The sequence below is a fragment of the Rouxiella chamberiensis genome, assembly GCF_026967475.1.
In the GTDB taxonomy this organism is placed as follows: domain Bacteria; phylum Pseudomonadota; class Gammaproteobacteria; order Enterobacterales; family Enterobacteriaceae; genus Rouxiella; species Rouxiella chamberiensis.
Map to the genome: position 1 here is coordinate 2,336,278 of NZ_CP114058.1, position 26,560 is coordinate 2,362,837.

The 26,560-nt window shown below is 53.5% G+C and carries 23 protein-coding genes, 2 tRNA genes and 6 pseudogenes; 19 read left to right on the forward strand and 12 right to left on the reverse strand.

Annotation, left to right across the window (positions count from 1 at the left end; genetic code table 11):
• The first annotated feature begins 63 nt into the window (after window positions 1-63).
• Window positions 64-1,790: pseudogene (locus O1V66_RS10885) on the forward strand (potassium/proton antiporter).
• A 91-nt stretch (window positions 1,791-1,881) separates the two neighbouring features.
• On the opposite strand, the gene osmE reads toward O1V66_RS10885, so the two are convergent.
• A complete protein-coding gene (gene osmE, locus O1V66_RS10890) occupies window positions 1,882-2,214 on the reverse strand; it encodes an osmotically-inducible lipoprotein OsmE (protein ID WP_045046411.1) in 333 nt (110 codons plus the stop codon).
• Window positions 2,215-2,525: 311 nt separating this feature from the next.
• Between osmE and O1V66_RS10895 the strand changes: the two genes are divergently transcribed.
• Complete coding sequence (locus tag O1V66_RS10895) at window positions 2,526-3,143, forward strand: cupin (RefSeq protein ID WP_045046410.1); 618 nt, start codon at window positions 2,526-2,528, stop codon at window positions 3,141-3,143.
• Between the two features lie 73 nt (window positions 3,144-3,216).
• Here O1V66_RS10895 and O1V66_RS10900 read toward each other — a convergent pair.
• A tRNA-Ser gene (locus O1V66_RS10900) sits at window positions 3,217-3,304 on the reverse strand.
• 258 nt (window positions 3,305-3,562) lie between these two features.
• Between O1V66_RS10900 and O1V66_RS10905 the strand changes: the two are divergent.
• The 5 genes and pseudogenes from O1V66_RS10905 to O1V66_RS10925 all read left to right on the forward strand — a co-directional run.
• A pseudogene (locus tag O1V66_RS10905) lies at window positions 3,563-3,769 on the forward strand (TetR/AcrR family transcriptional regulator); the annotation flags it as partial.
• A gap of 592 nt (window positions 3,770-4,361) precedes the next feature.
• A pseudogene (locus O1V66_RS10910) lies at window positions 4,362-4,412 on the forward strand (twin-arginine translocation signal domain-containing protein); the annotation flags it as partial.
• A 114-nt stretch (window positions 4,413-4,526) separates the two neighbouring features.
• A complete protein-coding gene (locus tag O1V66_RS10915) occupies window positions 4,527-5,198 on the forward strand; it encodes an amidohydrolase family protein (protein WP_269128353.1) in 672 nt (223 codons plus the stop codon).
• Between the two features lie 47 nt (window positions 5,199-5,245).
• Window positions 5,246-5,452, forward strand: a complete 207-nt coding sequence (locus O1V66_RS10920; RefSeq protein WP_269127415.1) for an amidohydrolase family protein — start codon at window positions 5,246-5,248, stop codon at window positions 5,450-5,452.
• A 293-nt stretch (window positions 5,453-5,745) separates the two neighbouring features.
• The gene (locus O1V66_RS10925) at window positions 5,746-5,898 is read left to right on the forward strand and encodes a Hok/Gef family protein (RefSeq protein WP_152623576.1); all 153 of its coding nucleotides are present in this window, start codon (window positions 5,746-5,748) and stop codon (window positions 5,896-5,898) included.
• A gap of 179 nt (window positions 5,899-6,077) precedes the next feature.
• On the opposite strand, the gene O1V66_RS10930 is transcribed toward O1V66_RS10925, so the two are convergent.
• Window positions 6,078-6,165: transfer RNA gene (locus tag O1V66_RS10930), tRNA-Ser, on the reverse strand.
• A gap of 300 nt (window positions 6,166-6,465) precedes the next feature.
• Between O1V66_RS10930 and yccA the strand changes: the two genes are divergently transcribed.
• Both yccA and tusE read left to right on the forward strand, forming a co-directional pair.
• Window positions 6,466-7,128, forward strand: coding sequence for an FtsH protease modulator YccA (yccA, locus tag O1V66_RS10935; protein WP_045046407.1), 663 nt, complete (start codon window positions 6,466-6,468; stop codon window positions 7,126-7,128).
• A gap of 106 nt (window positions 7,129-7,234) precedes the next feature.
• Window positions 7,235-7,564, forward strand: a complete 330-nt coding sequence (gene tusE, locus O1V66_RS10940) for a sulfurtransferase TusE (protein WP_045046406.1) — start codon at window positions 7,235-7,237, stop codon at window positions 7,562-7,564.
• A gap of 48 nt (window positions 7,565-7,612) precedes the next feature.
• On the opposite strand, the gene yccX is transcribed toward tusE, so the two are convergent.
• Window positions 7,613-7,891 carry an acylphosphatase gene (gene yccX, locus O1V66_RS10945; RefSeq protein ID WP_045046405.1) on the reverse strand — a complete coding sequence of 93 codons (279 nt, stop codon included), beginning with the start codon at window positions 7,889-7,891 and terminating at the stop codon, window positions 7,613-7,615.
• A 97-nt stretch (window positions 7,892-7,988) separates the two neighbouring features.
• Here yccX and rlmI point away from each other — a divergent pair, with 97 nt between their 5' ends.
• Together rlmI and hspQ are read left to right on the forward strand one after the other, a co-directional pair.
• Window positions 7,989-9,182, forward strand: coding sequence for a 23S rRNA (cytosine(1962)-C(5))-methyltransferase RlmI (gene rlmI / locus O1V66_RS10950; RefSeq protein ID WP_045046404.1), 1,194 nt, complete (start codon window positions 7,989-7,991; stop codon window positions 9,180-9,182).
• 70 nt (window positions 9,183-9,252) lie between these two features.
• The gene (gene hspQ, locus O1V66_RS10955; protein WP_045046403.1) at window positions 9,253-9,588 is read left to right on the forward strand and encodes a heat shock protein HspQ; all 336 of its coding nucleotides are present in this window, start codon (window positions 9,253-9,255) and stop codon (window positions 9,586-9,588) included.
• Between the two features lie 82 nt (window positions 9,589-9,670).
• Here hspQ and O1V66_RS10960 read toward each other — a convergent pair whose 3' ends face one another.
• Entirely contained in the window at window positions 9,671-9,988 is a 318-nt protein-coding gene (locus tag O1V66_RS10960; RefSeq protein ID WP_414058481.1) for a CoA-binding protein, read from the reverse strand.
• 285 nt (window positions 9,989-10,273) lie between these two features.
• On the opposite strand from O1V66_RS10960, the gene O1V66_RS10965 reads away from it, so the two are divergent.
• Both O1V66_RS10965 and O1V66_RS10970 read left to right on the forward strand, forming a co-directional pair.
• Window positions 10,274-10,930 carry a YccT family protein gene (locus O1V66_RS10965; RefSeq protein ID WP_045046401.1) on the forward strand — a complete coding sequence of 219 codons (657 nt, stop codon included), beginning with the start codon at window positions 10,274-10,276 and terminating at the stop codon, window positions 10,928-10,930.
• A 113-nt stretch (window positions 10,931-11,043) separates the two neighbouring features.
• Window positions 11,044-11,502 (forward strand): methylglyoxal synthase, encoded by a 459-nt coding sequence (locus O1V66_RS10970; RefSeq protein ID WP_045046400.1) that lies wholly within the window; start codon window positions 11,044-11,046, stop codon window positions 11,500-11,502.
• Between the two features lie 43 nt (window positions 11,503-11,545).
• Here O1V66_RS10970 and helD read toward each other — a convergent pair whose 3' ends face one another.
• A complete protein-coding gene (gene helD, locus O1V66_RS10975) occupies window positions 11,546-13,600 on the reverse strand; it encodes a DNA helicase IV (RefSeq protein ID WP_045046399.1) in 2,055 nt (684 codons plus the stop codon).
• 161 nt (window positions 13,601-13,761) lie between these two features.
• Between helD and O1V66_RS10980 the strand changes: the two genes are divergently transcribed.
• Together O1V66_RS10980 and yccS are read left to right on the forward strand one after the other, a co-directional pair.
• Entirely contained in the window at window positions 13,762-14,223 is a 462-nt protein-coding gene (locus tag O1V66_RS10980; RefSeq protein WP_045046398.1) for a YccF domain-containing protein, read from the forward strand.
• 47 nt (window positions 14,224-14,270) lie between these two features.
• A pseudogene (gene yccS / locus O1V66_RS10985) lies at window positions 14,271-16,420 on the forward strand (YccS family putative transporter).
• 41 nt (window positions 16,421-16,461) lie between these two features.
• Here the strand turns inward: yccS and O1V66_RS10990 are convergent.
• The gene (locus O1V66_RS10990) at window positions 16,462-16,974 is read right to left on the reverse strand and encodes a TfoX/Sxy family DNA transformation protein (RefSeq protein WP_269127421.1); all 513 of its coding nucleotides are present in this window, start codon (window positions 16,972-16,974) and stop codon (window positions 16,462-16,464) included.
• 332 nt (window positions 16,975-17,306) lie between these two features.
• Here O1V66_RS10990 and sulA point away from each other — a divergent pair.
• Window positions 17,307-17,812 (forward strand): annotated as a pseudogene (sulA, locus tag O1V66_RS10995) (SOS-induced cell division inhibitor SulA).
• Window positions 17,813-18,167: 355 nt separating this feature from the next.
• Window positions 18,168-19,238 (forward strand): porin OmpA, encoded by a 1,071-nt coding sequence (gene ompA / locus O1V66_RS11000; RefSeq protein ID WP_045046394.1) that lies wholly within the window; start codon window positions 18,168-18,170, stop codon window positions 19,236-19,238.
• 215 nt (window positions 19,239-19,453) lie between these two features.
• On the opposite strand, the gene matP is transcribed toward ompA, so the two are convergent.
• Window positions 19,454-19,912 carry a macrodomain Ter protein MatP gene (matP, locus tag O1V66_RS11005; RefSeq protein WP_045046393.1) on the reverse strand — a complete coding sequence of 153 codons (459 nt, stop codon included), beginning with the start codon at window positions 19,910-19,912 and terminating at the stop codon, window positions 19,454-19,456.
• A 221-nt stretch (window positions 19,913-20,133) separates the two neighbouring features.
• On the opposite strand from matP, the gene O1V66_RS11010 reads away from it, so the two are divergent.
• Together O1V66_RS11010 and fabA are read left to right on the forward strand one after the other, a co-directional pair.
• Window positions 20,134-21,897, forward strand: a complete 1,764-nt coding sequence (locus tag O1V66_RS11010; RefSeq protein ID WP_045046392.1) for an AAA family ATPase — start codon at window positions 20,134-20,136, stop codon at window positions 21,895-21,897.
• 68 nt (window positions 21,898-21,965) lie between these two features.
• Window positions 21,966-22,484 carry a bifunctional 3-hydroxydecanoyl-ACP dehydratase/trans-2-decenoyl-ACP isomerase gene (gene fabA / locus O1V66_RS11015; RefSeq protein WP_045046391.1) on the forward strand — a complete coding sequence of 173 codons (519 nt, stop codon included), beginning with the start codon at window positions 21,966-21,968 and terminating at the stop codon, window positions 22,482-22,484.
• 66 nt (window positions 22,485-22,550) lie between these two features.
• On the opposite strand, the gene rmf is transcribed toward fabA, so the two are convergent.
• From rmf to pqiA, 4 genes and pseudogenes are all read right to left on the reverse strand, one after another.
• Window positions 22,551-22,718, reverse strand: coding sequence for a ribosome modulation factor (gene rmf, locus O1V66_RS11020; RefSeq protein WP_072045040.1), 168 nt, complete (start codon window positions 22,716-22,718; stop codon window positions 22,551-22,553).
• Between the two features lie 260 nt (window positions 22,719-22,978).
• On the reverse strand, window positions 22,979-23,569 hold the full coding sequence (pqiC, locus tag O1V66_RS11025; protein ID WP_045046390.1) for a membrane integrity-associated transporter subunit PqiC: 591 nt from the start codon (window positions 23,567-23,569) through the stop codon (window positions 22,979-22,981).
• Window positions 23,569-25,230, reverse strand: coding sequence for an intermembrane transport protein PqiB (gene pqiB, locus O1V66_RS11030; protein ID WP_045046389.1), 1,662 nt, complete (start codon window positions 25,228-25,230; stop codon window positions 23,569-23,571). The genes pqiC and pqiB overlap by 1 nt, the downstream gene beginning before the upstream one ends.
• Window positions 25,217-26,483: pseudogene (gene pqiA / locus O1V66_RS11035) on the reverse strand (membrane integrity-associated transporter subunit PqiA). Before pqiA ends, pqiB begins: the two are co-directional and overlap by 14 nt.
• Window positions 26,484-26,560 lie beyond the last annotated feature (77 nt).

The window sequence follows — 26,560 nt, forward strand, 5'->3', positions numbered from 1 at the left end:
TAGCATTATAGTCATCACCGCGTGACTGCATCGCCGCCGTAATGTAGACAGGAGAAAGCCCCATTGGATGCGAGTACTATCAACACACTTTTTTCATCGGCGCTTTGTTGGTAGCAGCAAGTATTCTGCTTAGCTCGCTCTCTTCACGCCTTGGCATCCCTATTCTGGTCATCTTTCTCGCCATCGGCATGCTCGCGGGCGTAGACGGCATCGGCGGTATCGCCTTCGACAACTATCCGGCCGCCTATCTGGTCAGCAACCTCGCGCTGGCGGTGATTCTGCTCGACGGCGGCATGCGCACCCGCGCCTCCTCGTTTCGTGTTGCCCTGTGGCCTGCCCTGTCGCTGGCTACCGTCGGCGTGTTGATCACGGCGGGTCTGACCGGTCTGGCCGCCGCCTGGCTTTTTCATATCAATATGATGCAGGGCCTGCTTATCGGCGCGATTATCGGCTCGACCGATGCGGCCGCCGTGTTCTCGCTGATTGGCGGCAAAGGGCTGAATGAGCGTGTCAGCGCAACGCTCGAAATAGAGTCGGGCAGTAACGATCCGATGGCGGTGTTCCTGACCATCACGCTTATCGACATGATTGCCAAAGGCGAGCACGGCCTCAGCTGGCTGTTCCTGCTGGATGTTATTCGCCAGTTCGGGCTGGGCATTGCCTTCGGACTCGGCGGTGGCTGGCTGCTGCAACAGTTAATCAACCGCGTTACCCTGCCTACCGGCCTGTATCCTCTGCTGGCGTTCAGCGGCGGTCTGCTGGTCTACGCCGCCACGGTCGGCCTCGACGGCAGCGGCATTCTGGCGGTATATCTCTGCGGTCTGATGCTCGGCAATCTGCCGGTGCGCAACAAGCACGGCATCATGCAAACGTTTGACGGTCTGGCGTGGCTAAGCCAGATTGCCATGTTCCTGGTGCTCGGGCTGCTGCTGACGCCGAGCGACCTGCTGCCCATCGCCCTCTCGGCGCTAGCCCTGTCACTGTGGATGATCCTGTTTGCCCGCCCGCTTTCCGTGTTTGTCGGCCTGCTGCCTTTTCGCAATTTCACCCTGCGTGAACGGTTCTTTATCTCGTGGGTGGGTCTGCGCGGCGCAGTGCCGATTATCCTCGCGGTGTTCCCGATGATGGCCGGTATTCCCCAGGCGCATCTGTACTTCAACGTCGCGTTCTTTATCGTGCTGGTGTCGCTGCTGCTGCAAGGCACGTCGCTGGGTTTCGCCGCCAAAAAAGCCAGGGTGATTATTCCGCCCGCACCTTCGCCTATCTCGCGCGTCGGGCTGGATATCGACATCTATACCCAGTGGGAGCACTTTATTTATCAGCTGGGTTCCGAAAAGTGGTGTGTGGGCGCTGCGCTGCGTGATCTGAAAATGCCGAAGGAAACCCGCATTGCCGCGCTGTTTCGCGGCACCGTGATGTTGCATCCTACGGGCAGCACGCGCCTCAAAGAAGGCGATATTCTCTGCGTTATCGGTCAAGAGAAAGATTTGCCCGAACTCGGCAAGCTGTTTAGCGACACCAATGCCGTCGTCATGGACGATCGTTTCTTCGGCGATTTCATCCTTGAAGCCGATGCGCCTCTCGAGGCCATTTCTCAAGTCTATGGCCTGAATCTGGACGAGAGCATCGACAAGACGTTAACGCTCGGGAATTTTGTGATTCAGCTGCTCGGCGGCGAACCGGTTATCGGTGACCACATCGAATGGGACGGCCTGACCTGGACTATCGCCGAGATGGAAGGCAAAAGGGTCAGCAAGGTCGGTGTTCGCATCGTGACGCAAAAAGCCTGACAGGCGAGCACGCCACGCCATCAAGACATAAAAAAACCTGCCACATGAGCAGGTTTTTTAATGACCACAAAGACGCTGTCAGACACGCAGATTATTTGCTTGCCTGAGGATCTTTGTCGTAGTCGGAACAGGTCTGATAACCTTTGTTCATTACACGGCCCATGTCGTTATAACTGACGAAATAGGTCTGTGCTTTGCCGTCACGTGGGGCAACGGCGTAAGTCTGGCAAGTCCCTTTTGCGTGGATAAGGGTTGCTTCAGTCGATGGTGGACCCGCAATCGCACGAACCTGCGCGCGTGTCATCCCGGTTTTAACGTCGCTGACGACCGGCTCTTTGACATAACTTGCTGCGCGATCGTAAGTCTGACAACCCGCAAGCACGGATACCGCTGTAGCCACTATAACCAACATTTTCTTGTTCATGACTTCTCCTCCAGAAGTGCTTTATGTTCTTATAAGGCTAGAAGAAAATGGTCATTAATCAACTTTATATAACTTTTATTTGTAGGTTGGATTCCAGATTAGGCATTTTCCTATCTCCATCGCTCGATAAACGGTTAAAAACCCGTCACCCCTGCCTCTTTTTTCGTGATATTCCCTGCGATATGTTCTATACCTGATGAAGATAAGCCATTGAGATTTATGCCTGCCCATGACTCGATCCTGGAATTTTCGGAAAAAATCGCGTTGTGGAAAATGCGCTACATGCACGTTATGGACAAGGAGCAGAGCCCATGCCGCTGGATAGACGTCGCTTTTGTACCCTGCTCGGTTGTGTTCCGTTTATAACGCTACCCCGCCTGAGCTTTGCCGAACCCAGAGAGGTGCCTATGGAAGTGTTATCCATTAATAAACCTCAAGGCGGTGTGCCAAACAGTCCTCTGCCGGTTTTAATTTATCATCGCGTGATCCCGCCCGATGCGGTCGATAATGCCGATTACTTCGAACATCTCTTCAATGCCAACGGGTGGCCGCCACAGTGGCGCTATGGCGTTTATACCTTTACCCATTTTCACAGCAACACGCCCGAGGCGCTTGGCGTGTTCTCGGGAGCGGCCAGATTGCAGCTGGGTGGCGAAAAAGGGGTAATTGTCGAGGTGAATATCGGCGATGTTATCCTGCTTCCTGCGGGCGTCGGCCACAAGCAGATTTCGGCCAATGAAGATTTCATGATGGTGGGGGCTTATCCACCGGGGGTGAAGGCAGATTTGTGTCACGACGAACCGGCCAAATTAAAGGAACGCACGCTGGCGGTAGCCAAGGTGCCTTTGCCGGAATCGGACCCGGTAACAGGGCATTCGGAGGGCAGCATACAGCTGTGGCACAAGGCGGCCGCCGAGGTCAAAAAGTAGCGGCAGGCGGTTCATCTCAAATTGCAGACACAAAAAAGCCGCTAATTGCTTAGCAGCTTTCTTGTGTTGTTTATGGCGGAGGAGGAGAGATTCGAACTCTCGAATGGTTTCCCATCGCCGGTTTTCAAGACCGGTGCCTTCAGCCGCTCGGCCACCCCTCCGCAACGGAACGCACTATAAACTCAGGCCATCGGGATGTAAAGCCTTGCGCTGTTCATTTGCTTGAAAAAACGGCATAAATTCAAATTTTTTCATAAATACTTTCAGCGCGCCAAAAGCTGCTGGTTTCCCATGCAAAAACTGCCAAAAAAATGTTCTCTCATTGACAAGGCATGGGCCATATCGTGAATCCGTCTATCGACATTGATTTAAGCGGCGGGCGACACATAGAATATCGACTCTGGCCAAAAGGATAGGACGTGAACAGTTTGTCGAAAAAATCAGGTATCGCCACCTCCGTACGCGGCCGCCCCGCCGTTCCCGAGCAGGAACTCATCGAAAAAATCCACCATGCCGCTTTTCAGCTGCTGCGCGAAAAGGACATCGATGCGCTGTCCGTCGACGACATAGCACGCACGGCGGGCGTCGCCAAGAAAACCTTTTATCGCTTCTTTGCCAATCGCAGCGCGTTGCTGGAAAACCTCATCCTGACCTGGTCCTCCACCTTTGTTCTCTATTCCCTGCCTGTTCCGGACACGCAAGCCGCCGTAGCGAATGTGCTGGAACAGTTTTTTGTCAAACTGGCCGAACGCGCCCTGTCCGACAACGCGGTTGCCCTGTTCAAGTATCTCCAGCATGACTCCGCGAATAAAACACGATTTCTTGCGCTGTATCGTGAAAGCGGCATCGACAACGCCGGAAAAATACTCGATGCGTGGCTGATTGAACTCCGCACGCGCGGTTTTATCGCCTCTGATTGGCCCGACAATGGCGCAAAACACTTACAGGCCCTGATTATCGCCCCGACTCTGCGAGATATTGCACTGGGCCTGCTCCCCGCCGTGCCGGAATTCGATATTCGTCCCCGCATCCGCGAAGTCATGGCATTCATGACGCCCTTGCTGGGATTACCCCCTCGCAGTAGATTCCTCCCCCTTTTACCTGCTTACATTCGTTTACCACTCTGCTCTGGCACCTCGTTGATGACGGCGTATATTTATTTAAGAAACGAAAAACGTTTCTTAAATATTTTCTCTCTCGCCATTAACGGATTCCATCATGACCAACAGAAGAGATTTTTTACGCCACGCCGCCGTGGCCGCGACGGCGGTTGCTACGGGAAGTACAACGCTGATGGCCGGGCAGACTCAGGCGGCGATGCTGCCTCGGGCAGAACCCGCCACGCTCCCGCCCGCGCGGATCATCGCGCTGGAAGAACACTTTATGCTGCCGGAGTTTGTGGGCTATCTTGGCGAGACTCGACAAAACATTCGTCCCTCGCTGTTTGACAAGGTGGTCCCTATCCTCTCGGATTTCGGTCAGGGTCGTTTGGACGTCATGGATAAAAACGGGGTGGATTTTGCGGTGCTGTCGCTGTCGGGTCCGGGCGTGCAGGTCGAACCCGATACGGCCAGGGCAGTGCGTCTGGCAAGGTATGCCAATGACCGACTGGGCAAGGAGATGCAGCGCCAGCCAACACGCTATGGCGGGTTCGCGCACCTTGCCATGCAGGATCCCAAAGCTGCCGCCGATGAACTGGAGCGCTGCGTCAAGGAACTCAACATGCAGGGCGCGATGATAAACGGCGAGACGGACGGGCTTTATCTCGACGACCGCCGTTATGACATCTTTTGGGAACGCGTTCAGGCGCTCGACGTACCCATTTATATTCATCCGGGCAATCCGCCAGATTATTCACATATGTATGCCAATCATCCCGAAATGTGGGGTCCGGTGTGGAGTTGGGCGGTGGAAACCTGTTCTCACGCCCTGCGACTGATTTTTAGCGGCACCTTTGACCGTTATCCCGGCGCGAAAATCATTCTCGGCCATATGGGGAAACCTTACCGATTCAGCTGTGGCGTCTCGACAGCCGCATCGAAACCGCCAACCTGAAGTACAGCCTCCAGCATCCGCCTTCCTTCTATGCGCGCAGAAATATCGTGATTACGACCTCCGGCGTGTGTTCTGATCCTGCGCTTCGCTGCGCACTGGATTCACTGGGAGAGGCCAACGTGATGTTCTCGGTAGACTATCCGTTTGAAAAAACCGATATCGCCACCCAATGGATAAAAACCGCGAAGATAACGCAAGCCGAACGCAATGCGGTGGCATGGGAAAATGCGACGCGCATCTTGAAATTACGGTAGTTCGACGGATCGTTTTAATATTTTAAACATATGTTTTTATTGATTATTTTATGGTCTAGGTAAAGACATGCGGGTACACTGCGTGCGGGTGCTCTGGATCTTTTTGCCCGAGCGCGACGCTTTTTACTGAAGTGAGTAGAGAATTTTAACGAAGTAAATGTTGTAGACGAGATGTGAAGGCAGAAAGAGAAAAGCCCCGAATTGATAAAATCAAAACGAGGCCTATCTGCATGCATCAACAACATCAGGTTAGCCTCTTACCCGCCGAAAGGCAAGGACCAGGAGGTCATACAATGCTACTAAAACTCACTGTTATTACTGTGATTGCTTTCTTCGTAACGGTTTTGCTGTTTACGTGGATGACAAGAGAAACTCTGTGTGAATTGCACATCACAAGTCCAACAATGGAGGTGGTCGCGTTGTTGACCTGCACCCTTAAACTGTAAGAAGCAAACTAGACGGCGGGGGTTCGCTCCCGCCCAAGGTTGTGAAGCATGAATACAGGTGCACCCGCATTCGCTTTACCGTCTAAAGCCAGCCTTCGGGCTGGCTTTTTATTGGCGTATCCCGAATTTCAGATACAAAAAAAGCCGCTAATTGCTTAGCAGCTTTCTTGTGTTGTTTATGGCGGAGGAGGAGAGATTCGAACTCTCGAATGGTTTCCCATCGCCGGTTTTCAAGACCGGTGCCTTCAGCCGCTCGGCCACCCCTCCGCAACGGAACGCACTATAAACATAGCCGATCCGGTTGTAAAGCCGGATTTTAGTCATTTGCTGCAAAAGTCGCCTTTAGGCGATCAACTGCCGATTTTATCGCCATAACGCCGCTTTATAAGGCTCTTATTTACTCAAACGCTCCGCCATCTCGATTCTGCTTATTCATTTTCAGTAAAGAACAGGCTGTGGTGGTAAAGAAGGGTAAACCCCCTTTAATCACGCTGGGCAACTATCTATTATCCTAACCTGAATGCTTTTTCACCGACTTCCCTTTTGTCGATAAGCGAGATGATAAAAATGAACCGTACCGTCGCCTCCACCTCTTCACGCGCGGGCTCATTACTGAGCACGCACCGAGTGCTGCGCAACACCTATTTCATGCTGGCGCTGACGTTGGGGGTTTCCGCCATTACCGCCACTGCCAGCACCGTTCTGATGCTTCCCTCGCCGGGCATGCTGCTGACCCTCGTCGGTTTTTACGGGCTGATGTTCCTGACTTTCCGCATGGCCGATCGCCCTGCAGGTATTCTGTGCGCCTTCGCGCTGACCGGTTTTATGGGTTATACCCTGGGGCCGTTGCTCAGTTCGCTGCTGGCAGCCGGTGCCGGTGACATCATCATGCTCGCCCTCGGCGGTACGGCATTGGTGTTTTTCTGCTGTTCAGCCTATGTGCTGACCACGCGAAAAGACATGTCATTCCTGTCAGGTATGATGATGGCGGGCTTTGTGGTGCTGCTGGTTGCGGTGGTTGCCAACCTGTTCCTGCAGATCCCGGCTCTGTCGCTCGCGATTAGCTGTCTGTTCATTCTATTCTCTGCGGGCGCAATCTTGTGGGAAACCAGTAACATCATTCATGGCGGTGAAACCAACTATATTCGCGCGACCGTCAGCCTGTATGTCTCGCTGTATAATGTGTTTGTCAGCCTGTTGAGCATTCTGGGTCTGTCACGCAGCAACTAGGTCAGATTCTCTCTGATACAAGCCCTGCCACTGGCGGGGCTTTTTATTTGGCTGAAGACGCTTTTTTGCTAAACTTGCGCCCTGCTTTCAAGATTTCAGAGGTTTTATGTTGCAGTTCAACGGCCAGGTGATTGAAACCGATGCCAAAGGTTACCTGAAAAACAGCGCCGACTGGCATGAGTCGCTGGCCCCTATTCTGGCCGCCGAAGAAGGAATAACCCTGACCGATGCCCACTGGGAAGTGGTCAATTTTGTGCGCGCCTTCTATCTGGAGTTCAACACCTCACCCGCCATTCGCATGCTGGTCAAGGCGATGGCCCAGAAATATGGCGAAGAGAAAGGCAACAGCCGTTATCTTTATCGTCTGTTCCCTGAAGGACCCGCCAAGCAGGCCACAAAAATTGCCGGATTGCCGAAACCGGTTAAATGTATTTAACCGGTATCAACGTGCCAACACCCGACGGACTGAGCTTTTCAGCAAGGCTCAATGACGAATCGAAAAGCCGCTGTAATCCGCGACGGCTTTCGGCTCGCTCAGCACCTTGTCGACCTTGGCATGTTGTGGCCCGCCCTGTTTGAGCCAGTCGAGCAACGCGTCGATAGCCTGCTGTTCGCCGCAGGCCACCACTTCCACGCTGCCGTCGTCGAGATTACGGGTAAATCCCGTCAATTCAAGCTCTTTGGCTTTCTGCTGCGTGGCGTAACGAAAACCTACGCCCTGCACGCGTCCATAAACGTACGCGGCTATACTGGTTTTTGGCATAATAATCTCCTCATAGCGATTTGATACGTTGCAATCTCACGCTCTTGCTCGGACAATGTCGCTCTTTTTTGTCTCCACACCGACAGAACCTAATTATATGACTGCACGTTTGTATCTGGCCAAAGGCCGTGAAAAATCCCTTCTTCGTCGCCACCCGTGGGTATTTTCCGGGGCGGTTCTTCGCGTCGAAGGAAAAGCGCTCTCCGGCGATACTATTGATATTGTAGACAATCAGGGCAAATGGCTGGCTCGTGGCGCCTATTCGCCTCAGTCGCAGATCCGCGCCCGCGTCTGGACCTTCAAGCAGGATGAAGAGATCGATATCGAATTCTTTATCCGTCGTCTGCAACAGGCGCAGGTCTGGCGCGACTGGATTGCCAAGCGCGACGGCCTCGACGGTTATCGTCTGATTGCCGGTGAATCCGACGGCCTGCCGGGTATTACTATCGACCGTTTCCAGAACTTCCTGGTGCTGCAACTGCTGTCGGCCGGTGCCGAGCATCAGCGCGCGGCGCTGCTGACCGCGCTGCAACACTGCTATCCGGAATGCTCAATCTACGATCGCTCCGATGTTGCCGTGCGCAAGAAAGAGGGTCTGGAGCTGACGCAAGGTCTGGTTGTGGGCGAAACGCCACCGGAACTGTTGCCGATTCAGGAACATGGCATGAGCCTGCTGGTGGATATCAAAGGCGGCCATAAAACCGGTTTCTATCTCGACCAGCGTGACAGCCGTCTTGCCGCGCGTAATTACGCCGCTGGCCGCAAGGTGCTGAACTGCTTCTCCTACACCGGCGCATTCGCCGTGTCTGCCCTGATGGGCGGCTGTGAAAAAGTCACTAACGTCGATACCTCGCAGGATGCGCTGGACATCGCGAAAAAGAACGTCGAACTTAACAAACTTGACCTCTCGAAAGTCGATTTCGTGCGTGATGACGTGTTCCAGCTGCTGCGCAAATACCGTGCAGAAGGCGTTCAGTTCGACATGATAGTCATGGATCCGCCAAAATTTATCGAAAACAAGAGCCAGCTGGTGAGCGCGTGCCGTGGCTATAAAGATATCAATATGCTGGCGCTGCAATTGTTGCGTCCGGGCGGCATGCTGCTGAGTTTCTCCTGTTCCGGGCTGTTAACGACCGATCTGTTCCAAAAGATCCTGGCCGATGCCGCGCTGGATGCCAATCGCGAGATTCAGTTCGTCGAGCAGTTCCGTCAGGCGGCCGATCACCCAGTGAGTGGCGCTTATCCGGAAGGCTTGTATCTGAAAGGTTTTGCCTGTCTCGTAACGGCATAATTCGATAAACCTTGAAAAGTGCCATTCCGACCCCATATCCTCTATAGGTTGCTATTTTGAGGAGGTCGCTATGATAGCCAGCAAACATGGGGTCAGCAGCAAATTCGGTATTGGTCAGCAGGTTCGCCACCGGATGTTAGGCTCTCTCGGGGTTGTCATCGATGTGGATGCCGAATATTCACTCGATAAACCGGATTCCAGCGAGATTGAAGCCGACGAACAAATGCGTGCCGCACCCTGGTATCACGTGGTGATGGAAGATGACGACGGCGAACCGGTTCACACCTACCTCGCCGAGATTCAGATTGACCACGAGGCGCGCGTGCCGCACCCGGAACAGGCATCGCTGGATGAACTGGCCGAATCCGTACGCAGCCAGCTTCAGGCACCTCGCCTGCGTAACTGATGCCGTAACGATGCAGATGATAAAAACCGGTCCTCGCAGACCGGTTTTTTTATGCCTGAAATCCAGGTCGGAGCCGCCATATTCAATGCCCCAGCCCGAGTCGCGGGATCTCGATTTTCGGACAACGATCCATCACCACGTCCATACCGGCATTTTTCGCCAGCACGGCCGCCTGCTCATTGATGACGCCAATCTGCAGCCACAAGGTTTTCGCGCCGATCGCGATGGCTTCCTGCGCCACGCCATAGGCCGCTTCAGGATTTCGGAAAACGTCGACCATATCGACAGGATGCGTAATATCCGCGAGCGTCGCCACCACCGTTTGCCCGAGCAGTTGCTGACCTGCCAATTTTGGACTCACCGGCGTGACCTGATATCCTTGATCCAGCAGATATTTCATCACCCCATAACTTGGGCGCGACGGATTATCACTGGCGCCCACCAGCGCTATGCTTTTGATTTTTTTAGAATTTGAGTAATGTCGCTATCTTGCACAGTGTTCTCTCCTCTCGGTAGGGTTCTCTCAAGTGTAATTCAGTCCGGCGAACTCGGCCGACTTTTCAAGCGGGCAAAGCTGCGCCAGTTGTTTCAGCAATGCTCTCCAAAATACATTTTGTAAAACTTTGACACACCTTTAGCATTATTGAATAATGAGCCAGTCAGTTTTTGCGGTCTGGAGAAAATAATGAATCTTGGTTTACTGTTTGCCGGTGTGTTGATGGCAAGCGCGATAGCCCCTGCTTACGCCTTAAGTCTTAAGCTGTCGCCTGAGATAGATCTCCTGGTTGTCGACGGCCGACAGGTTTCGGGTCCGATTCTAAAAGGCGCCGACAGTCTGGAACTCGATGCCGGTCAGCATCAGTTGCTGTTTCAAATCACCAAAAATCTGCCCGCAGGCACGTCATCCCCCGAGGCTTATCACTCTCCGCCTATCATCGTGGCTTTCACCGCGCAAAATACGCACGCCGTGAGTATCGGTCTTCCTACGTTGTCCACGCGGCAGGAGGGTCTCGAATTCAGCAAAAAAATGAACATTTCGCTGGTGGATGAAAAAGGCAACCCGGTCAGTTACCGGCAGGATTGGCTGTCTGAAATCAAAGTCAGCAAACCGCAGAATTTTGAAGCGGCGATGACGCAGTACAATCTGTCGGGCCAACCCGCATCGATTCCGGCTTTTGCCATGACCCGCAAAAATACGCAGCTCTCTCATGCCGAAAATTCTGGTACACCGCATGCCAGCCTTGCCGATGACACCACGGCTTCGCTTTCACTCTCTCTCTGGTCTATTTTGCAGCAAAAACCGGCGACACCTCGTGAAGCCCCGGAAATCATCGCGCAATAAACAGACCCCTGTCACCCTTCCTGCACTCTCTGCAACATTTGCCCCTGAAACGCTTCCCTGAAAATCCGAGTTTAAGTAATCTATCAGCCTTCATTTCCTTAAAGGTCAGGCTGATGGAATACACCACAAGAACAATCAAAAAACAGAAACATATTGCGTTAGTTGCTCACGACCACTGTAAAAGCAATCTTTTAAGCTGGGTTGAGGCCAACAAGGCGCAGCTTGGCGAACATACGCTTTACGCCACCGGCACTACGGGAAATCTGGTGCAGAGAAACACCGGTCTGCCGGTGATAAGCATGCTGAGCGGTCCGATGGGCGGCGACCAGCAGGTCGGTGCCCTGATTTCGGAAGGAAAAATTGATGTGCTGATTTTCTTCTGGGATCCTCTGAACGCCGTGCCTCACGACCCCGACGTCAAAGCGCTGCTGCGTCTGGCGACCGTGTGGAATATTCCGGTCGCCAACAACCGCTCGACGGCCGATTTTCTGATTCAGTCGCCGCTTTTCAAGCAGGATGTAGAAGTCAGCATTCCCGATTATCAGCGTTATCTTCAGGATCGCCTGAAGTAATGCCAGACTCCGCGTCACCTGCCCGGCACGTGACGCGGCATTTTTACGGCTTGCGCTGCGACGGCACGCCCAACTCTTCAAGCTGTTCGACAAACACGGACGGTCGGGTTTTATCCTGCATCAACCACACCTGATGTCTGGCTCGGGTCATCGCCACATACAGCAACCGGCGTTCTTCTGCATCGGCGAAATCTTCCGGCTTCGGCAATAACACCTCCTCCATTACCGATTCGCGTGCGGCGGCGGGGAAACCGTCACTGCCTTCGTGCAACCCGACAATAATCACGTATTCCGCCTGCTGCCCCTTGCTGGCATGGATAGTCATAAATTCGAGATTAAGCTTCGGCCAGCGGGTGGCGGCCTTTTGCAACACGTCGGGGCGAAGATGGTGATAACGGGAAAGAACAAGAATCTTGTCGTCGTCTTCGGCGTAACCGCTGAGTTTATCGAGCAATTTTTCGAGTTGATCTTCGGGTAGGATAACGACATTCTTTTTATTGCCCCTGGTCAGACTGTTCAGCGGTTTTTTCAGCTGATGCGGATTTTGGGTGACGAAGCGGTTGGCAATCTCGCCGATGCGATCGTTAAAGCGGTAGGTGGTGTCCAGCGCGCACTGTGCGCCTTCGCCAAAGTTCTCGGCAAACGCCGTGGTCAGAGACAGTTCGGCACCGCTGAATCGGTAGATGGCCTGCCAGTCATCGCCCACGGCAAACAGGCTGGTTTGGCTGTTCTGCTGGCGTAATGCCGCCAGTAATCTGGCCCGTTGCGGCGAGATATCCTGAAATTCGTCGACCAGAATGTGTTTCCACGGACTAATGAACCGCCCTTTTTCGAGGATATTCACCGCCTGATGAATCAATCCGGAGAAATCGACGGCCTCTTCTTCTTTTAGCCGGGCTTTCCACGCTTTCATCAGAGGTGCCATCAGCTTGATTCTCTTCTGGAACAGGTCGCGAATCTCTTCCGGAGCCTGTTCAATCATTTCGGCCTGACTGCCGCCGTGGGTGCGCATCAGGCTTATCCAGCGTTCCAGCCGACTGCCCAGACGTTCCGCCAGCGGCTTGTTTTTCCAGAAGTCGCCCTCGGGCACGACCCACTCCAGCTCTTCACTCAGCCATTGTCGCCAGCCGCTGGCCTGGGCTTTCTTTTCGGCACACTGCTGCTGCCAGGTTTTCACCAACAGTGAACGGCGCACTTTGCTGTCGGTTTCCAGCTTGCTGATTTTGGGTACTTTTTTGCTACCTTGCTGAATAATCTGCAGCGCAAGCGCGTGAAAGGTCCTGGCGTTTATTCCCTCGGTGTGCAAGCGGTCCCTTACCCGCAGATTCATTTCATCGGCCGCCTGACGACCAAAGGCCAGCAGCAGAATCTGTTCGGGCAAGGCTTCCTGACGACGCAACAGCCAGCCAGCACGCGCCACCAGCACGGAGGTCTTCCCGCTTCCCGCCCCGGCGAGTACCAGCACGGCATCTTCGCCGTTGACCACGGCGCGGCATTGGCTTTCGTTCAGCGGCGTGGTTTCAACCGTGTCGAAAAAGTCCCGGTTTTCGGCAATGACGCTGTCGGTCCAGTTCTGATTTCGCTGCACCACACTTTGCGCGCCCTGTTTCAGCCAGCGTAAACAGGTGGCGTAGTCATCACGGCAATTTTCGAATTCGCTCAATCGTTCAACCGGCACCGGAACGGCGTCGAATGCGGTTTGAATCTGTTTTTGCACCTCGGCGAGACGGGAGCGTTTAAACCACAGATCCTGCTGCTCGATGCGGGTGATATTTTCAATCTGCCGCTGTAAAACACCGGCGCTGACCTCGCTCATTTCCTGGCTCCAGCTCTGCCAAATCTTCAGCAGATACTGGTAGAATTTCTGCGTTTCCTGCCATTCGGTGCCATGCAGGCGTACGACTTTCTGATCGGGCAGTTCGAACTCGAGTTCGCCCCACACGATGCCGCGTTTGCAGCGAATCTGAATAAGCTGGTTAAAAGGAATAAGGTATTGATGTTTACTGCCGCTGACTTCGACCCCCGCGTTCAGAAGCCGCACCCGATTGTAGGGATGCTGTGCCAGATGCTTGCCAAATGATGTCGATTTCAGTTCCATGTCAATACGCCGTGTTTTTTAATTATATGAGCCTGAGCCAAATGCAGTTTACCTGCGATCGGCAGTGGCGCTCCAGTACCAAAAACAGGGTAGAATACCCGGATGCAGGATTATCGTAACGCACTGGCGTTGGACAGCTTAAATTAAAGACGGGACTTTTTATGCGTACTATATTGAATATCTTGAATTTCGTTCTCGGCGGTTTTTTCACTACGCTTGCCTGGCTATTTGCCACACTGGTCAGTATCGTGCTGATTTTCACCCTGCCGTTGACCCGTTCCTGCTGGGAAATCACCCGCCTGTCGTTTCTGCCTTTCGGCAATGAAGCAATCCATGTCGATGAATTGTATCCGGAACGTCGCAATGCGGTGCTTTCGGGCGGCGGCACGCTGCTTAACATTTTCTGGCTAGTGTTCTTCGGCTGGTGGCTGTGTCTTTCTCATATTGCGACCGGCATCGTGCAATGTGTCAGCATTATCGGTATTCCGGTCGGCATCGCCAACTTCAAAATTGCAGCCATCGCACTCTGGCCGGTAGGACGCCGTGTTGTGTCCGTCGAACTGGCAAAACAGGCGCGTGAAGCCAGCGCAGCACGACTGAGAAATGACGGGCGAATTCGCTGATTCGCCGCTCTTGAGTGCTATCATTCATCTTCTTGCTGGAGTTTTCCGTGCTCTCTATTGCACCCGGCCTAAGGCGCTATGCCTATAACAGCAATCTGCTGTACAGCATTCGCATTTTTATTGCCCTTGCGGGAACCGTTATCGCGCCCTGGCTTATCTCCGAGCCGAAACTGACCATCCCGCTCACGCTCGGGGTGGTCGCCGCCGGATTAAGCGACTTGGACGATCGTTTGGCCGGTCGTTTGCGTAATCTGTTAATTACGCTGGTTTCCTTTTTGTTGCCTCGGTTTCCGTGGTGCTGCTTTTCCCGTATCCGTGGCTGTTCGCCGTTGGACTCACACTCTCGAGCTGCGGTTTTATCTTGCTGGGCGCGCTCGGACAACGTTACGCCACCATTGCCTTTGGCGCGCTGCTGATTGCCATCTATACCATGCTCGGCATCAATAATGTCTATCAGGTGTGGTACGAGCAATCGGTGCTGCTGCTGATAGGCACGCTCTGGTATTACCTGGTAACGCTTGCGGGCCATCTGGTGTTTCCGATTCGTCCTTTGCAGGACCACATTGCCCGCTGTTATCAACGTTTGGCGAGTTATCTGGATGCCAAATCCAACATGTTCGACCCCGATCAGGAAGGCAGCAACAGCCAGCAACTGATTAATCTGGCGATGGCCAATGGTCAGCTGGTTACCACGTTGAATGAAACCAAAAATGCCCTGCAAAGCCGGTTAAAGGGCGATCGCGGGCAAAAAGGCACGCGCAGAACGCTGCAATACTATTTTGTGGCGCAGGATATTCACGAACGCGCCAGTTCGATACACGTGCAATACCAGAAACTGCATGCCCGTTTTCATCAAACCGATCTCCTTTTTCGCCTGCAAAGGCTGATGAGTATGCAGTCCACCGCCTGCCAGCAGTTGTCGCAATGCATTCTCTATCGACAGAGCTATCAACATAATCCCCTGTTTGAGCGCGCTTTTCTGCGCCTCGGCGAAGCCATCGAACGCGAGTCTGCGCTTGAGCCGGACAGCAGTCTTATCAAGGCGTTGCGTCATCTGCTTAAAAATTTGCGGGCAATCGATGGTCAGTTGTCGAATATCGAGTCGGAGCAGGCGCTGTCGGAAGACCAGCCCGCCGGTCCGAATACCTTTGCCGATGACAAAATCCACGGTTTTCAGGATATCTGGTTGCGCATTTCGCGCCATTTAACGCCGAAATCGGCGCTGTTTCGCCATGCCGTGCGCATGTCTGCGGTGCTTTTGACCGGTTATATGTTTATCCAGTTCAGCGGGCTGGACCACGGTTACTGGATTTTGCTCACCAGCCTGTTTGTCTGCCAGCCGAACTACAGTGCGACGCGCCGAAGGCTGGCGCTGCGCGTGATAGGCACGCTCGCCGGTGTCGCGCTGGGCATGCCGATGCTGTATTTCATTCCGTCGCTCGAAGGCCAGCTGATTCTGATTGTCGTTTTCGGCATGCTGTTCTTCGCCTTTCGCAATATTCAGTACGCGCAGGCAACAATGTTTATTACTCTGCTGGCGCTCCTGCTGTTCAACCTGATGGGTCAGGGCTTTGCCGTGGCGCTTCCACGCATCGTCGACACACTCATTGGCTGCCTGATTGCCTGGGTTGCCGTCAGTTATCTGTGGCCCGACTGGCGTTTTCGCCAATTGCCCGTGGTGGTCAACAGGACGTTTCAGGCCAACTGCCGCTATCTCGACGCCGTGGTGCAGCAATATCATCAGGGCAAAGATAATGGGCTGACCTATCGACTGGCGCGCCGCGATGCACACAACTGTGATGCCGAGCTGGCGTCGGTGGTGTCGAACATGACCTCCGAAAAAGACAACGCGGCCGAGACGCTGGACGCCGCCTTCCGCCTGCTGTGCCTGAATCACACCATGCTCAGCTATATTTCGGCGCTGGGCGCGCATCGCGAAAAGCTGGAAGACAATGAAACCCTTGGCCTGCTCGACGACGCGACACGGTTTATCGACCAGGCGCTTAATAAGGAAGAGAGTCTGGCTATCACCCCGCCTCTCGAATCCCTCGCGGCGCGCATTCAGGCCAAAACGTCGTCTTCCGACACCAAAGAGCAGCTGGTTTTACAGCAAATCAGATTGTTGATGGAACATCTGCCGGAGCTGACCAGCCTCAACAGCAAAATCGCCCCGGTCGAGACGCCGATTGCCGTTTAAAAAAGGCCGGCAGAGGATTTCACTCTTCTGCCGGCCGTTGTCTATGCGCTGATTCTGCAATCATCCTGCTGAAAGCTATTGAACCAGTTAAGCAGCATGGCGTGGGATTGCGTGGGCAGCACCGACTTGTGAAAGCCGAGAATGGCCCCTTCGAGTGCCAGCAGCGTGTTGAGGCCCGTCTCCTTCTTTAACGCGCAGATTTTCACATAGGTTCCGATAGCCCCCTGAACACGAAGTTCCGCCGCGTCTTTTACCCCAACCTGCCACAGCGTACGTTCGAGTGTCAGGTTGATATTGGGCAGATCCTTGAGCCTTCGCGGCTGGCTTTTTCGCGCGGCCTTTTCACTTTCCATACCGCGAATGGACTCGTCGGCCAGAGCGATGAGTTGATCTGGATGCTGCCACAGCGTTTCATCGACCCGAAAATAGCGCAGCAGGATTTCCATGCCGCGTTTGTAATAGACAAACTGCGGCATCATGAGCGCCCGCATCATGTTTTCGTTGTCCTGCGTAGCGCGCAGATAAAGTTCCCCTTCGGCAACCAGCGCAAACATCGAACCGCGCAAAGACAGGCTGAACCCGCCAAACTGGGCGCGACTGCGAACTTCCCCAACGAGGCGAGCAATGCGATGGATTGATCAACCCTTTCTTTTGTAGCTTTTAACATATTGATTTCCTTATCGGTTATGACACGTGAAAAGATAACGGACGTTACGTGAACCGCTAAAAGCAAAATACGCAAAGCAGGGGAAGCCGCCAAACCTAAAGTGAATTTTCGGGCGACTTAAAACGAGATTTGCGAGACGTCTTGGAAAATTTAGGTTGATCTCTCACCACAGTCGCAGTACTGTATATCCATACAGTAACTCACTGGTGGAACAACACTATGCGAACTCATCATCGTCAGCACCCTCATTTTAGCCAGCACTCCATGACCGCCACTTCAGCGCCAAAGTGCCAAAAATCTACCGCTAACAGTGGCTTACTCAGTGAGTTCGTCTATAGTGAAAATCAGCCCGCTTTAACGCAGTTGCTCCTGCCCCTGCTTCACCATCTGGGTGAACAGTCTCGCTGGCTACTTTGGCTGACCCCAACGCAAAAACTGAGCCGCCGCTGGCTGGCGCAGTCCGGGCTTCCTGTCGACAAAATCGTTCAGGTGAGTCAATTGCAGGGCATGGCTTCGGTAGATGCCATGGAACGCGCCCTGCTCACCGGCAATTACAGCGTTGTACTCGGCTGGCTTCCAGAATTGAACGATCTCGATCGCAAAAGATTGCAGGTCGCGGCAGAAGTGGGTGGCTCCTATGGGTTCATCATGAAGCCCCTAATCAGCCCTTTTTGTGCCGACGGACAACCCCCGCAGTAAAAATTCACTCGTCTGTGTACCATTAAATCAATTTAGGAGTAATCCGACGAAATGTCGGCTCTTTTTAGTTTTTTGTGCTGAAAAACCCAATTTACCCAGTAAAACTGGGTCTTTTTGAGGTGAAAAAACACATAGTTTCGTCAACTTTTTAGCTTTGATGTTAAAAAATGTGTACATTTTTCCCTTTTTTCCGCTGCGTTATCACTTCAAGCTTGTAAGTTTCTCGCCACGTTGTAGACTTTAGTTCGCCAAGGTTGCTCTTATAATGCCTACGAAAAGTGGCAAGTACCTAAGTGAAGCAATAACTTGGACGAAGGAATTTAACCAAGGGCTTACAGCTTAAAGCTCAATTGCCTATTTGGATGATAACGAGGCGCATAAATGAAAAAGACAGCTATCGCATTAGCAGTGGCACTGGCAGGTTTCGCTACCGTAGCGCAAGCCGCCCCGAAAGATAACACCTGGTACACCGGTGCGAAATTGGGCTGGTCCCAGTATCACGATACTGGTTTTGCTAATGCTTACGACGGTATTGGTAATGGCCCTACCCATGAAAGCCAACTGGGCGCTGGTGCGTTCGTAGGTTATCAGGTAAATCCATTCCTGGGCTTCGAAGGCGGTTACGACTGGCTCGGCCGTATGCCTTATAAAGGCAGCGTAAACAATGGCGCATTCAAAGCACAAGGCATCCAGCTGGCTGCTAAACTGAGCTACCCACTGACTGACGATCTGGACATCTACACTCGTCTGGGTGGTATGGTTTGGCGTGCAGATGCTAAAGGCAACTTTGGCAACGGCAACCGCGTAAGCGACAACGACAACGGTGTTTCTCCACTGGCTGCAGTTGGTTTCGAATACGCAGTAACCAAAAACTGGGCAACCCGTTTGGACTACCAGTGGGTTAACAACATCGGTGACGCAGCGACTGTTGGCGCACGTCCTGATAACGCAATGCTGTCTGTGGGTGTTTCTTACCGTTTCGGTCAAGACGATGCTCCAGCACCTGTTGCTCCGACCCCAGCTCCAGCTCCAGTTGTACAGACTCACAAGTTCACTCTGAAATCTGACGTTCTGTTCACCTTCGGCAAAGCTTCCCTGAAACCAGAAGGCCGTCAGGCTCTGGATCAGCTGTACACCCAACTGAGCTCACTGGATCCGAAAGACGGTTCAGTCGTAGTTCTGGGTTACACCGACCCAGTTGGTTCAGAAGCATCTAACCAGAAACTGTCTGAGCAACGTGCTCAATCAGTAGTGGATTACCTGGTATCTAAAGGTATCCCTTCTAACAAGATCTCTGCACAGGGTCGTGGCGAAGCTGATCAAGTTACCGGCAACTTCGGTTACAAATCAGGCCGTGCTACTAAAGCTCAGATCGAAAACTTCGCACCTAACCGTCGCGTAGAAATCGAAGTTAAAGGTATCAAAGACGTTGTTACTCAGCCACAGGCTTAAGTAATACCGCTATCTTTCGATAGACCTGACTTCAAAAACCCCGCATTGCGGGGTTTTTTTTGCCCCCATTTTCTGTTTTCAAAAGAAGACGATAATAATGGGCAATGGGGTTTATCAGCAGGAGTGTATGCAGGATTCAGGGCAGGAGTGCTGGTTGAGAAATGTTGATCGGCAGGCGGTCGGCGCCTGCCGGCAGGATCCCTGCTCTTTGTGGATCAGTGTTCTTTGTTGTCGAGGATCTGCAAAAGATCCTGCTTGAGGGAAGACATTTGCGTGGCGTATTTTTCTTTGCGTTCGGCATCTTCCAACAATTGAATAATGGTGTCGGAAAGGGTCGAGCCACGACGCTGCGCCAGTGCGGCAAGCCGCTGCCAGACCAGAAATTCCAGATCGATGGATTTCTTGCGCGTATGCTGATGTTCAGAGTTGAAGTGGCGTTTACGCCGGGCACGAATGGTCTGCTTAAGGCGGTTATCCAGCGCCTTGCTCATGTGCGTGTCTATCCATTCGAGCACCCTGACCGGTTCGTTCTCGAGTTTTAACAGCTGTTCCACGGCATCCTGCGCGGCGCTGTTCTCCACATGGCGGGTGATTTTTTCACCCTCGCGGTGTTTCTTTACCAGGTAATTCCATTTCCAACCGCTCTCAAGGTTTTCCAGTTGCTGATATTTCATCGCAAGCTCTTCTGTGACCACGTAACGTAGATAAGCATAACAGCTTTATGTCACTTTTTACTCTACTAATCTCACTACGTGCTTAGGATCACAGCGCTTATTTTTTGCTCACCCGAGTCAGAATGTCACAACTCTGTGTGTAATGAGTCACTCTCGTGGTATCAAGCACGACGTATTCTTGTATAATCGCCCTTTCCCTATTAAAGACTACAGCTAACACATTGACCAATAACCGACTCGATTGGCAGCTCTTACTGCCGGATTCCACGCCATACCAGACAATTTTTGCTACAGCGGATCAGTTGGCCCCGGTCGATTTTTCCGTGATTCAGCCGCGTCTCGAGAATGGACTTTCCCTGTTTTGCCACCCGAATTCGCGTCAGCGCTTTATGACCGTGAAAGGTCAGGAGAGCCGGGACTATCTCGCGCGTCTGGCCGATGCCGTCAATGCGCTGCTGCCCGAAGCCGATGAACTGGTGGGCAGTCAGTATCAAATCGACGGTCGCAACATTCAGGTCCTTCCCGCGCAAGATCCCGAGGCTCCCTTCAGTGGCGCGTCGCACTGTCTTTATCAGGAATGGATTGAGGCTGAGCAACTGTTTGGCTGTGTCCGCATTTATAAAGATCAGATTGAGCTGCAACCCGGTTTAATTCATCAGGTCAATGGTGGCGTACTGCTGCTGTCGGTGCGCGCGCTTCTCGCGCAGCCGCTGCTCTGGCTGCGTTTAAAGCAGATGATCACCAACGAGCGCTATCATTGGGTTTCTCCCGATGAAACACGCCCGTTGCCGGTCAGCATTCCTTCCATGCCGCTGGATGTGAAACTGATTCTGGTTGGCGACCGCGTTTCTCTCGGCGAATTGAACGAGATGGAACCCGAGCTGCTCGAAACCGCGTTTTATGGTGAATTCGAAGCCGACCTGCCGCTTGCCGACAACGATGACATGGAAAAATGGTGTGCCTACGTCAACACCCTGGCCGATGAGCTTGAAATTCCGCGTCTTTCAGTCGATGCCTGGCCGGAACTGCTGAAAGCTTCCGTACGTTTTAGCAACGATCAGGGCTGTCTGCCGCTGGACCCGACCTGGCTTTCTGCCCAGTTAACCGAAGCCGAACTTTATAATGACGAGCCTGCGCTGACCGCCAAGGCCTTCGACGCCGCCATCTCGACTCGCGCCTGGCGTGAGAGTTACCTGCAGGAAAGAATGCAGGACGAGATTGAGCTGGGTCAAATCATGATAGAGACGGAAGGCGAAGTCATTGGTCAGATCAATGGTCTTTCTGTGCTGGAATATCCGGGGCATCCGCGCGCCTTTGGCGAGCCTTCGCGCATTAGCTGCGTCGTTCACGCCGGTGACGGCGAATTCAACGACGTAGAAAGAAAGGCGGAACTGGGTGGCAATCTGCATGCCAAGGGCATGATGATTCTCCAGGCATTTCTGGTTTCAGAACTGGAACTCGATCAGCCCCTGCCCTTCTCGGCGTCAACGGTTTTCGAGCAGTCCTACGGCGAAGTCGATGGCGACAGCGCGTCGCTTGCCGAGCTCTGTGCGTTAATCAGCGCCCTGTCCATGCAGCCTATTACCCAGCAAATCGCCGTGACCGGCTCCGTGGATCAGTTCGGTAACGTGCAACCCATTGGCGGCGTGAATGAGAAAATCGAAGGATTTTTCGAAGTTTGCCAACGCCGTGAACTCACCGGCAAGCAGGGTGTCATTATTCCCACGGCCAACGTGAGAAATCTTTGTCTGCATCCTCAAGTGATCGAGGCCGTGCGTGAAGGCAAGTTCCATTTATGGTCAGTCGATAACGCCGCCGACGCGCTGCCTATCCTGATAGGCTTACCCTATACTTCCATTGAAGAAAATGAAGAAACGCCTAACCTGCTGGCGCTGATTCAGGAACGCATTGCCCAGGTCACTGCCCTTGAGCGTCCGCGTTACCCGTGGCTGCTACGTTGGTTAAATTGGTTCTCCCGTAGCTGATCGGACTTGTTCAGCGTACAGCTGTTAGCTAAGATGCGTGCTTCAATAAAATAAGGCTTACATAAAACATGGTAGATAAACGCGAATCCTATACGAAAGAAGACCTCGAAGCCTCTGGCCGTAGCGAACTTTTCGGAGCAGGTGGCCCACCATTGCCGTCGGGCAATATGCTGATGATGGATCGCATCGTCAAAATGACCGAAGACGGCGGTAGCCATAACAAAGGCTACGTTGAAGCCGAATTGGATATCAATCCTGATTTGTGGTTCTTCAGTTGCCACTTCATCGGCGATCCGGTGATGCCGGGTTGTCTGGGTCTCGACGCCATGTGGCAGCTGGTAGGATTCTACCTCGGCTGGCTGGGCGGCGAAGGTAAAGGCCGTGCGCTGGGCGTGGGCGAAGTGAAATTCACCGGTCAGGTTCTGCCGACCGCGAAGAAAGTCACCTACCGTCTGAACTTCAAACGCGTGATCAACCGTAAACTGATCATGGGTGTGGCAGATGGTGAAGTGCTGGTTGATGGCGAAGTGATCTACACCGCCACCGATCTGAAAGTGGGTCTGTTCAAAGACACGACTGCTTTCTAAAAAAATCTCCGCGCCATCTACCGAAGATAGCGCGGAGATTATCCCTTTCCTATCAGGGGGAGCCGCTTAAGCGTTTACTGCCCTGACCTCCATGGCTTCTCGCCAACCTCCAAGCCAGTGTGATCGCGCGTCTAGCGATTGGTAAGGACAAATTTCTTTCGAACGTCCTCCAATTCCTGCTTGATAACCACGTGATTGTGCCCGTTCCAGGCGATCGCGTTTTTGTCTCTTCATGCCTCGTGTCCCTCATTATTCAGGTCAAGTGGAAAGAAAAACAGTGGCGCACACTTACGTCCACATCTAAGAATTAGTCGCATTCCAGTTAAAGGTCAATGCGCAAAATTCACGCCATTGTCATAATTTTGCGCTATATTTATAGATTGCGCGCGAGCTAATCGCGCGGCCAAACCGCCAGGCAACTGATCGCCAATAAAAAAATCCCGACGCCTGCCTGCACAGGAATCGGGATTTTTTATCGATCTAATTAAAAAAATTTATCTAATTTGTGAAGCAATACTGCTGGCTTCCTGCTGCCATCCGCTCGCCAGAGTTCGGACCAGCGCATCGTAACCGTCTTCATCCTGCTTCAAGACGGTATTGAAGGTGTGCTGGCTTACCTGCCCATCCTTGCTCAACGTCCATGAGCCGCTTATCACGGCCCTGCCATCATGACGCCCGTGGAAGCCTGTCACATTCACCGACAACTCCTCCTGGGAGCCGTCAGAGGCCTGCTGACTCGACACGACCCAACCCGGCAAATCGCGGCCGAGATAGGTTTGCAGCGTCTGCTGCAATTGCTGGTCAAGCGGACTCGCCCACAGGTTGTTGGCCGCCATCACGTATTGCACATCGTTGGTCTGGTACACCAGCCCCGAATTGGAGCTGTTGAGGAAATCGGCCACGTTGACCTGCGAAATCCACAGTCTGTGCGGCTCCGTCACCGGCAGCAAGCCGCCATTGACGGAAGACGTTGCGCTGACCGTGGCCGACGGATTGAGCGTCGGCAATTGATAGTAGGTCTTTTTGGCGTCACTGCTGCAGGCCGCCAGAAACAACGTTAAGACGACAGGTATCCATTTCATCATTATTTGGCCTTCTTCGGCTGAGGATCATCTTGCCCGGGGGCGGCGAATACCAGCGCATTGCTCTTCTGATTCAGAGTTTTCAGCACCGGTTGCAGTTCACGCAAGGTTTCATCCAGACGCTGCATATCCCCGACCATCTTGTTGTAGGCCGGTGAACCAGGCTGGAAGCCCTTCATGCTGCGATTAAGCTGCGTCAGGGTTTTCTGCATGTCCTGCGGCAGATTTTTCATCTCTTTGCTCGACACGATGGCGTTGAGCGAATCGATGGTTTTCTGCGTCGACTGCAACGTTTTCTGGCTCTGCGCCAACGTTTTGGTCGCTTCGTTGATCATCGGATTCAGCGGCAGCGCGTTTATCTTGTCGAGCGTCGCCATCAGTTTCTGCTGAATCTGCGCCAGTCCGCCGCTCACTGTCGGCAGCAGCGCCTGACCGTCGACCGAGTACGGGCCTTTCCACGGCTTGGCGTTTGGATAGAAGTCCAGGTCGATGTACAGCGAGCCGGTCAGCAGGTTCGCCGACTTCAGCGACGCGCGCAGTCCGCCTTTCAGCGCTTCCTGAAGACGCGCATCCATGTTGAAGTCCTTGCCCAGCAGCTTGTTGAAGCGCTCGGGTTCGATACGAATCAGCACCGGAATACGGTAATCGTTGTCTATCTGCTTGCCGAGTCCCAGCGCCTGATACGGAACCTGACCCACAGTACCCAGACGAATCCCGCGGAATTCGACCGGCGCACCCGGCTGTAGACCGCGCACGGAGTCGCTGAAGAACAGCACATAATCGGTATGATTGGTGTAGAGCGAATCCTGAATGCTGCGCTGATCGTTGAACAGCGCGTAGGTTGCACTGTTTTCGGCTTTCGCGCCCTGCTCCCAGCCGTCCGGCACGTCAAAGCTTACGCCGCCGCTAAACAGCGTGGTCAGCGAGCCCATTTCGACGCGAATACCGGCCGAAGACATATCGAAGTTCACGCCGCTCTCTTTCCAGAAACGCACATTGCTGGTGACCAACCCGTCGTAAGGCGAGCGGACAAACAGCTGATAGCGAATCTTGCGCGTTTGCGGGTCGAAGTGGCTGGTTTCGACCGTACCGACCTGGAAACCGCGGAACAGCACAGGATCGCCCGGATTAAGCTGACCGGCGCGATCGCTTGTCAGCACCACGCGGATCCCCTTGGCATCCGGCGAGGCCAGCGGCGGAGAGTCCATCAGATCATACTGCTCTTTTTCTTCGCCCTTGGAACCGGCCTGCAACTGAATGTAGGCGCCCGACAGCAAGGTGCCGAGTCCGGAAATGCCTTCGCGTCCGACCTGCGGCTTGACGACCCAGAATACGGAATCGTCCCTGAGCATTTTTTCCATGCCCGAATCAAGGCGTGCCTTGATGATAACCTGCTGCAAGTCTTCGCTCAGGCTCACGGTTTCCACCTGCCCGACGTTGACGTTGCGGCTTTTGATGGTGGTTTTACCGGCTTCGATACCTTCGGCGGAAGAGGTAATCAGGGTCACTTCCGGCCCCTGATGGCTAAAGTGATAAAACAGGATCCAGGCACCGATTAAGGCGGTCAGCACCGGAATAATCCACACCGGAGACCAGCGCTTGATTTTGCCGACCTCCGCCACGCCCGAGGTGTTCTCCTCGTGGGCAGACTTATTTTCCGACATCGAGTTGTTCCTTGTTTTCAGTGGTTCCTGAACGATCCCAAATCAGTCGGGGATCGAATGTATTGGCGGCGAACATGGTGAGGATAACCACCGCAGCAAAGAGCAATGCGCCGATATCCGGATAAATACTCATTAATTGCCCCATTCTGACCAGCGCCGAGAGCACCGCAATCACGAACCACGTCAATCATCGACCAGCGGCCAACGAATTCCACGACCTCGTAAATCACGTGCAGCCGTTCACGGTCTATTTTCTTGTGACTGTTGGCATCCCAGCACAGGCGGCCGATAGCCAGCATTTTCAGCGACGGCACCATGATACTGGCAATAAAAATGACGCCTGCAATCGGGTAGGAGCCTTCGCCCCACAGCAGCACAACCCCGGCCATAATCGTCGACGGCATCTTGGAGCCTAATACCTGCGTAATCATGATAGGCAGCATATTGGCCGGGATATACAGCATGATTGACGTCACCAGCAGCGCCATCGTCCATTGCAGACTGTGTTTTTTGCGGGCATGACCCGTACTGCCGCAGCGCGGACACTGTGTCTGCTGCACCGGCAAGATAGCCATGCAGCACTGACAGGAACGCAGCCCCTGCGACAACCCGCTCCTGCCGATTTTCAGCGGCTGAGCGATGGCCGGTGCCGGCGAAAGCTGACGCCATAACCACAGGCGATCCGTGCACTGAAAGGCGCGAACCTGAAGCAGACAGAACAGCACATACGGAACAAAACTGGTGCCCACGCCGACGTCGCCATAGGCAATCAGCTTGACGAAGCTGACCAGCACACCGGCGAGGAAAATCTCCACCATGCACCAGGACTTGAGATGGAACAGCAGCCAGCCGAGGCGAACACTCCAGCGACGCGGCATTTTCACCGGTTTGCACAGCAGAATAATCGACAGCATGCACAGCGCCGGGATCATCTGCACCACAATCATGAACAGCGAGGCGAGGCTGGCGTAGTTTTCATCCACCAGCACCTGCGGGATCTGAATCAGCATGACTTCACTGCTCAGCCCTTTGACATTCATGTTGACGAAGGGAAACAGGTTGGCGAGCAGCAGCATAAACAGCGCAGAAAGCGCGTAACCGACCGGACGTCTGTGCGGCTCCCGCCAGCGCATGGTCAAGGTGGTTTTACAACGGGGGCAGTTGGCCTTCTGGCCATATTGCAGGTCGGGCAGCGTCACCAACAAATCGCATTGGGGACACAGGATGTGCGGGTCATGAGAGTGTGAACACACATTCAACTCCTCAATGGCGGAACACGGGGAGAAACCAGGTCCCCACCGCTTCTCCGGCAGGGAGAAACGGGGGGACA